Origin of the sequence: Anaeroplasma bactoclasticum (genome assembly GCF_003550015.1) — a bacterium.
GTDB lineage: Bacteria > Bacillota_I > Bacilli_A > Acholeplasmatales > Anaeroplasmataceae > Anaeroplasma > Anaeroplasma bactoclasticum.
The window spans coordinates 24137-31897 of sequence record NZ_QXEV01000019.1; the positions used below are offsets into that span (position 1 = coordinate 24137).

At 33.0% G+C, this 7761-nt stretch carries 11 protein-coding genes; all 11 read left to right on the plus strand.

The annotated features are described in order from the left end of the window. Position 1: 1 nt before the first annotated feature. The 11 genes from EI71_RS07380 (at position 2) to rpsR (ending at position 7375) form a co-directional block, all read left to right on the plus strand. Entirely contained in the window at positions 2–568 is a 567-nt protein-coding gene (locus EI71_RS07380; RefSeq protein ID WP_162849864.1) for an anthranilate synthase component II, read from the plus strand. Beyond that, a complete protein-coding gene (gene trpD, locus EI71_RS07385; protein ID WP_211321074.1) occupies positions 565–1578 on the plus strand; it encodes an anthranilate phosphoribosyltransferase in 1014 nt (337 codons plus the stop codon). Before EI71_RS07380 ends, trpD begins: the two co-directional genes overlap by 4 nt. After that, positions 1565–2341, plus strand: coding sequence for an indole-3-glycerol phosphate synthase TrpC (gene trpC / locus EI71_RS07390; RefSeq protein WP_119016616.1), 777 nt, complete (start codon positions 1565–1567; stop codon positions 2339–2341). Before trpD ends, trpC begins: the two co-directional genes overlap by 14 nt. Further along, complete coding sequence (locus tag EI71_RS07395) at positions 2331–2891, plus strand: phosphoribosylanthranilate isomerase (RefSeq protein WP_162849865.1); 561 nt, start codon at positions 2331–2333, stop codon at positions 2889–2891. Before trpC ends, EI71_RS07395 begins: the two co-directional genes overlap by 11 nt. Beyond that, a complete protein-coding gene (trpB, locus tag EI71_RS07400; RefSeq protein WP_119016618.1) occupies positions 2888–4072 on the plus strand; it encodes a tryptophan synthase subunit beta in 1185 nt (394 codons plus the stop codon). The genes EI71_RS07395 and trpB overlap by 4 nt, the downstream gene beginning before the upstream one ends. Continuing rightward, complete coding sequence (trpA, locus tag EI71_RS07405) at positions 4065–4838, plus strand: tryptophan synthase subunit alpha (protein WP_119016619.1); 774 nt, start codon at positions 4065–4067, stop codon at positions 4836–4838. The genes trpB and trpA overlap by 8 nt, the downstream gene beginning before the upstream one ends. 45 nt (positions 4839–4883) lie before the next feature. Further along, positions 4884–5651 carry a TatD family hydrolase gene (locus EI71_RS07410; RefSeq protein ID WP_162849866.1) on the plus strand — a complete coding sequence of 256 codons (768 nt, stop codon included), beginning with the start codon at positions 4884–4886 and terminating at the stop codon, positions 5649–5651. A gap of 48 nt (positions 5652–5699) precedes the next feature. After that, on the plus strand, positions 5700–6137 hold the full coding sequence (locus EI71_RS07415; protein ID WP_119016621.1) for a hypothetical protein: 438 nt from the start codon (positions 5700–5702) through the stop codon (positions 6135–6137). A gap of 174 nt (positions 6138–6311) precedes the next feature. Further along, the gene (gene rpsF, locus EI71_RS07420) at positions 6312–6599 is read left to right on the plus strand and encodes a 30S ribosomal protein S6 (protein WP_119016622.1); all 288 of its coding nucleotides are present in this window, start codon (positions 6312–6314) and stop codon (positions 6597–6599) included. Between the two features lie 15 nt (positions 6600–6614). After that, positions 6615–7103: a single-stranded DNA-binding protein gene (locus tag EI71_RS07425; protein ID WP_119016623.1), complete on the plus strand. Its 489-nt coding sequence runs from the start codon at positions 6615–6617 to the stop codon at positions 7101–7103. Between the two features lie 23 nt (positions 7104–7126). Continuing rightward, positions 7127–7375, plus strand: coding sequence for a 30S ribosomal protein S18 (gene rpsR / locus EI71_RS07430; protein WP_119016624.1), 249 nt, complete (start codon positions 7127–7129; stop codon positions 7373–7375). Positions 7376–7761: the final 386 nt, after the last annotated feature.

Consider the following 7761-nt stretch of genomic DNA (forward strand, 5'->3'; position numbering starts at 1 on the left):
AATGGTTATATTAATCGATAATTATGATTCATTTTCTTATAATCTATATCAATTTATTGGCACAATAAATCCAGATATTGAAGTATATAAAAATGATTGTATTACTGTATCGGAAATAAGAAAAAAGAATCCTAGCCATATTATATTATCTCCTGGTCCTGGAATACCTAAGGATGCTGGTATTATAGAGGATATATTAAAAGAAATTCATGATATTCCTATCTTAGGTGTTTGTCTTGGACATCAAGCGATATGTGAGGTCTTTGGTCTTGAAATTACAAATGCGAAAGAAATATATCACGGGAAAGATGATTATATAGATTGTGATACAGAAAGTAAATTATTTAAAGGATTAAACAATAAGCTATTAGTTGGTAGATACCACTCTTTAATTGGTAAGGGAAAATCTAGTGATTTAAGAATTACTGCTAAAAATAGTGATAATGAAATTATGGCAGTAGAGCATATCAAATATCCCATTTATGGTGTTCAGTTTCATCCAGAATCTATTCTTACACCAGATGGAATGCAGATATTAGAAAACTTTTTTGGAGGAATGAAATTATGATGAAGGTTTATTTACAAAAGTTAATTGAAGGTAAAGATTTAGATAGAGAAGAAATGTATGATGCAATTCTTAAAATAATGAAAAATGAGGTTGAGCCTGCAATGACAGGTGCATTCCTAACCGCATTATCTATTAAAGGCGAAAAGCCTGAAGAGATAGTAGGTGCAGTTAAGGCAATGCTAGAGGTTGCTCAAATTATTGACCCTGGCTATGATGTATTAGATATTGTAGGTACAGGTGGAGATAGATCTTTTTCGTTTAATATTTCCTCAACATCAGCATTAGTCGCTGCTGCAGCTGGAGTAAAGGTTGCAAAGCATGGAAATAGAAGTGTATCTTCGAAATGTGGTTCTGCAGACTTTTATGAGGCATTAGGTATTAAATTTGATTTTGCAAGCCACTTCGCAAAGGAAGTATTAGATAAGGCTGGAATTGTATTTATGTTTGCCCCTGTATATCACCAGGCTATGCGTTTTGTAGGTCCTATTCGTAAGGCTTTAGGAATTAAAACTATTTATAATATCATGGGACCTTTAATTAATCCTATGAATGCTTCCCATATGGTACTTGGAGTATATAAAAAGGAATTAGTAAGACCTGTTGCTGAGGTTTTACAAAAAAGAGGATTAAAACATGCAATGGTTGTATTTGGAGAGGATATTGTAGATGAGGTTTCTATTTCAGCTAAGACCTATGTTGCTGAATTTGAAGGAAATAATCCTATTCTTGAATACGAAATAGACCCAAGGGATTATGGTATTTCTCTAAGCTCTCACCAAGATATTGTTGGTGGAGATCCTACAGTAAACAAAGATATTGCACTAGATATCTTTAATGGAGTTAAAGGGCCTAAAAGAGATGCTGTTGTATTAAATGCCGCTTGTGCAATTCATGTATATACAGGTAAGCCTTTAGATATAGCTATTAAAGAAGCAGAAAATGTAATTGATTCTAAGCTTGTATTAAAGAAGCTAGAAGAATTCCGTGAGGCTACTAATGATATTAGATGAAATTGTTGAATCTGTAAAAGAAAGATATAAAAAAATAAAGGAAGAGACTCCTTTAGAAAAGTTAATAGAAAAAATAGATTTTCATGAGAAAAAGGAATATAGATTTTATGATTTATTAAAAGAAAAGAAATTTATATTCATATGTGAATGTAAGAAGGCTTCTCCTTCTAAAGGAATTATAAAGAGTGATTTTAATTATTTAGAAATCGCTAAAGAATATGAGGAATCTGGTGCGGATGTAATATCTTGTTTAACAGAGCCATATTACTTTTTAGGTAGTGATGAGTACTTATTAAATATAAAAAAGAATGTATCTATTCCTGTATTAAGAAAAGATTTTATTATTGATCCTTATCAGATATATGAATCTAAGGTATTAGGTGCTGATGTCATTTTATTAATTGTTGCAATACTTAAGGATAAAGAATTAAAAGAATATATTGAGCTAGCTCATTCTTTAGGCTTATCTATATTAGTTGAAACACATAATGAAGAAGAAATCAAAAGGGCAATAGCTGCTAATGCTTTAGTTATTGGTGTGAATAATCGTAATTTAAAGGATTTTTCTATGGATTATTCCTTATCCTTAAGAATGAGAGAAAAATATCCAAATTTAATTATGATTTCAGAATCTGGTATAAGAAATAAAGAGGATATTAAAAATGCTAAATTAGCATTATCTAATGGGGTTTTAATTGGTGAGGCTTTAATGAAATCAAATAATATTAAAGAAACACTAAAGGAATTTATTTATGAAAGTTAAAATATGCGGAATGAGAAGAAAAGAGGATATTTTATACGCAAATATCTTAAAGCCAGATTATATAGGCTTTATCTTCGCAGAAGGCTTTAAAAGGCAAATTTCATATGATTTAGCATATGAATTAAAGAATATGCTAGATAAAGATATAAAAGCGGTTGGCGTTTATATTAATCAACCAATGGAATATATCATTGAAGCAGTAGATAAAAAAATAATAGATATGATTCAGCTTCATGGAAATGAAAGTGATGAATATATTAAAGAATTAAAAGAAAAGGTAGATGTACCTATTATTAATGTATATCGCATAAGTGAATATGCAGATTATGTATTATATGATGGTAAAAATCCTGGTTCTGGAGAGGTATTTGATTATAAAGATATTGATATAAAAAAGCCATTCTTTATCGCAGGAGGAATCAATATAGATAATGTATTTGAATTTAAAAAATTGAGTGCTTATTGTATAGATACTTCTAGTGGAGTTGAAGTAAATGGTTTTAAAGATTTTTCCAAAATGGAAGAATTTATAAGGAGGGTAAGATTATGAGTGATATAAAGTTTGGTATTTTTGGCGGGCAGTATATCCCTGAAACATTAATGAATGCAGTTAAAGAAACAGAAGATGCTTATAACAAATATAAAAATGATAAGGAATTCCTTGAGGAATTCCATAAGCTATTAAAAGAATATGCAAATCGTCCATCAAGATTGTATTATGCGAAAAAGCTAACAGAAGAATTAGGTGGAGCAAAAATATATTTAAAAAGAGAAGATTTAAACCATACAGGTAGCCATAAGATTAATAATGTATTAGGACAATTATTATTAGCTAAAAGAATGGGAAAAACTAGGGTTATTGCAGAAACTGGTGCGGGACAGCATGGTGTTGCAACAGCGACTGGAGCTGCCTTACTTGGACTTGAATGTGAAATATTTATGGGAGAAGAGGATACAAAAAGACAGGCTTTAAATGTATTTCGTATGGAGCTTCTTGGAGCTAAGGTTCATCCTGTAAAAACTGGTACTAAGGTTTTAAAGGATGCGGTTAATGCAGCAATGATGGAATGGAGTAAACGAATGGATGATACATTATATGTATTAGGATCAGTTATGGGACCACATCCATTCCCAACAATGGTTAGAGATTTCCAAAGTATTATAGGAAAAGAAGTTAAGGAACAAATATTAGAAGAAGAAGGAAGATTACCAGATATGGTAATTGCTTGTGTTGGTGGTGGATCAAATGCGGCAGGCTCCTTCTATGAATTCATTCATGATAAGGAAGTTGAATTAGTTGGATGTGAGGCTGCAGGTAAGGGTATTGATACAAACAAAACTGCAGCAACGATTACTACTGGTAAGCTTGGCGTATTTCATGGAATGAAATCTTTATTTTGCCAAAATGAATATGGCCAAATTGATGAGGTATATTCTATTTCAGCTGGTCTAGATTATCCAGGCATTGGTCCTGAGCATGCATATTGGAATTCTATTGGTAGAGCTAAATATGTACCTATAACAGATGATGAGGCTGTAAATGCATTTTTAAAGCTATCGAAATTAGAAGGTATTATTCCTGCAATCGAATCTGCCCATGCAGTTGCTTATGCACTTAAGGTTGCACCAACTATGGCTAAGGATAAGATTATTGTTATAACCTTATCTGGTAGAGGAGATAAGGATTGTGCATCTATTGCTAGATATTTGGGGGTAGAAATCGATGAATAATTTTAAAGATATTTTCAAAGAAAAAGCATTTATTGGATTCATTACTGCAGGAGACCCTAATATTTCTTCTACAGAAGAATTTATATATAAAATGATTGAAGCTGGCGTTTCTTTAATTGAAATTGGTATTCCTTTTTCAGATCCAATTGCAGAAGGAAAAACAATCTTTAATGCCGATATGAGAGCATTAAAGGCTAATACTACAACGGATATGGTTTTTGATATGGTGAAAAGAATAAGAGTGAAATATCCTTCTTATCCCTTTGTGTTTATGACTTATTTAAATCCTGTATTTTCTTATGGATATGATAAATTCTTTAAAAAGGCAGAAGAGATTGGAATGCTTGGAATTATTATTCCAGATTTACCATATGAAGAGCATGAAGAAGTAAGTATGGTTGCTAAAAAATATAACCAAGTGGTTATATCTATGATTGCTCCAACATCAAAACAAAGAATTAAACAAATTGCAGAATCTGCAGAAGGCTTTATTTATTTAGTTTCTAGCTTAGGTGTAACTGGAGTTAGAAGTGAAATAAAAACAGATTTAGAATCCATTGTAAAAGAAATAAGGAAGTATACAGATACTCCTATTGCGATTGGCTTTGGTATTTCTAATGAAGAAGCAGTATCAAAGATGGTTAAGATTTCAGATGGTGCTATTGTTGGTTCTGCAATAGTAAATATTATTGAAAAGTATGGTTCTGATGCTTCACCTTATGTATATGATTTCTGTAAAAGAATGGTTTTAGCTGCTAAGAACTAATAATTTTATGAAATTCATGGTATAATCCCTACCGAGGGTGGTTTTATGATAGATACACATTGTCATCTATTTGATGAAGAATTTGATAATGATAGAGAAGAATGTATAAAAAGAGCAATCGATTCTGGCGTTTCTAAAATGATTATTGTAGGCTTTTCCCATGATACAAATAAAAAAGCGCAAGAATTAGCTTTAAAATATCCTTTCTTTTATCCTTCTGCAGGATTACATCCTAGCGAAGCAACTTTAGATTATTTAAAGGATTTTGAGTTTTTTAAAGCATTTGCTGAAACAAATAAAATATATGCGATAGGAGAATGTGGACTAGATTATCATTGGGATATAACTTATAAGGAAGAACAAAAGAAATTATTCCGTTTACAATGTGAATATGCCATAAAACGAGATTTACCTATTATAGTTCATTCCAGAGATGCAGCTAAGGACACTTATGATATTATTGCATCCTATAATGGAAAGCTAAAGGGTGTAATGCATTGCTATAGTGGGTCTAAGGAAATGGCACTAGATTATGTTAAGCTTGGTATGTATATTTCTTTAGGTGGTCCTGTTACATTTAAGAATGCAAAGGAGCCTAAAGAGGTTGCAAAGGCGGTTCCTTTAGACCACTTATTAATTGAAACAGATTGCCCATATTTAGCCCCAACTCCAATGAGAGGAAAAAGAAATGAATCTAGCTATGTTTCTTATGTTAGAGATGAGATTGCATCCTTAAGAGGTATTTCAAAAGAAGAGGTTGAAAATATAACTACAGCTAATGCTGTAAGGTTGTTTAAAATTAGTGAAATTTGACAAGTTATTAAAAAAAGAATAAGATAGTAGGCAAAGGAGGTTATAGAAATGAAAAAGATTTTTATTGGTATTTTATACATCTTAATGCTAGTTATGCAATTTGTATATTTGTTAATTCCATGTATTAAATCACCAGATGAAACCGTGACTGCTTTAAATAATATTATGGGTGCTACTTCAAGTACAGGATTACCTGTGATTGGATTGGTATTTATTTTCCCAGCATTTGTATTTACCGTTTTGGCATTATGCAACGAAAAAGCAATTTTCAATTTCTTAAGAGATGTATTTGGCTTATTTACAGGAATCTTCATTCTTGCTTCAACAACAGTATTGCTTGCAAGAGATTATAAGCTAATTACTGGATACTTTGTTCCTGTTATCATAGGAGTATGCTCTTTAGTGATTTTAATACTTGGTGCTAAGGGCGTATTTGAAGGAATCAAAAATGATTCTTTAAAAGGCAATCAGGCATCTGAAGAATAATAAGTTTAAACTATGAGGGATAGATATTTATATCTATCTCTTTTTCTTTTTTCATGTTGAAAAAAATCTTGTATTTTATAAAACCTTGTGATAAAATGGAAAAGCATTCGTACGGAATGCCCTTGCCCAGAACAACTATGCTGGGCCACTAAGTCCATAAGGAGGTTGACAAAAATGAAAAAGTATGAAGTTATGTACATTCTTCGCTCTAATTTAGATGCAGAGGCAATTAAGGCTGAGGTAGAAGCAGCTAAGAACATTTTTACTAACAATGGTTCAAATGTTTTAGAGGTAAAGGAATGGGGCTTTAGAGAGCTTGCTTACGAAATCGAGCATAATAAGAAGGGTTATTATGTTTGGATGTTAGTAGAAGCTACTAAGGAAGCTGTTAACGAATTTAATCGTCTTGCTGGTTATAGCGAGCAGATCATTCGTCACATCGTTGTTGTAGATGGCGAATAATTTGAGGTGAATCCTATGAATAAAGTTATTTTAACAGGAAGAATCACAAAAGACCCAGAATTACGTTATACTCCAAACGGTATGGCAACATTATCTTTTTCTATCGCTGTAGATAGACAAGTTAGAAACCAAGATGGCACTAGACAAGCAGATTTTATTAACTGTGTTGCTTGGGGCCAGCAGGCAGACTTTATGAGTCGTTATGTTCATAAAGGAAATATGCTAGCTATCGCAGGTAGAATTCAATCTAGATCCTACCAGGGTCAAGATGGCCAGACTCGTTATGTTACTGAGGTTGTAGTTGAAAATGTTGAGAACATGACACCAAGAGATCCTAATCAGGCTCCTCAGGCAAATTTCTCTCAGCCACAGCAAAATCAGTATCAGGGATATAACAACCCAGGCTATGGTCAAAAGCCACAGCAGCCAGCAAACGCTACTCATGAGGAAGCTCCAAACAGCTTTGGTTTAGATGATGATAGCGATACATTGCCTTGGCTATAAAATTATGAAGGAGGAAATATTACATGCAGCAGAATCGTAGAAATGATCGTGACGGTCAGCGTCGTGGTCGTAAAAAGGAATGCTACTTTACAAAGAACAAGATTGAGCACATTGATTTTAAGGATGTTGAATTATTAAAGAAGTTCGTTACAGATAGAGGCAAAATCTTACCTCGTCGTGCAACTGGTACATCTGCTAAATATCAGAGAAAGCTAGCTATCGCTATTAAGCGTGCTCGTCATATGGCTTTATTACCATTCGTAAAGGACTAATTCCATAATAGCTAATAAATGAAATGACCTTGTCAATTATGACAGGGTCTTTTATTTGTGTGCCGGGCATGGCACTAATCTTACTGGTGAAAGTCCAGTCACGGGTATTTACCGCCAAGTGTAGCGAACCTCAAGCCGTTAGGAGTAATCCTATGGGTGAAGGAAGAGGTGTAGCAAAATCCTTGAGCCTACGAACAGAAACTTGATGAGGCTAAATGGTAAGTGGATAAGGTTGCAAATCAAACTGAAGTCCTAATGGTAAACGTAAAACCAAAACAGTAAATCAAGAGGTTGTGGGATGAAAGATTAGTGAATTACCCCGGGAGGCCCTAACGCGTATTATATACGTGCGATAAAAAGCGAATAGTTAGGGAGTCAGCTGAGGT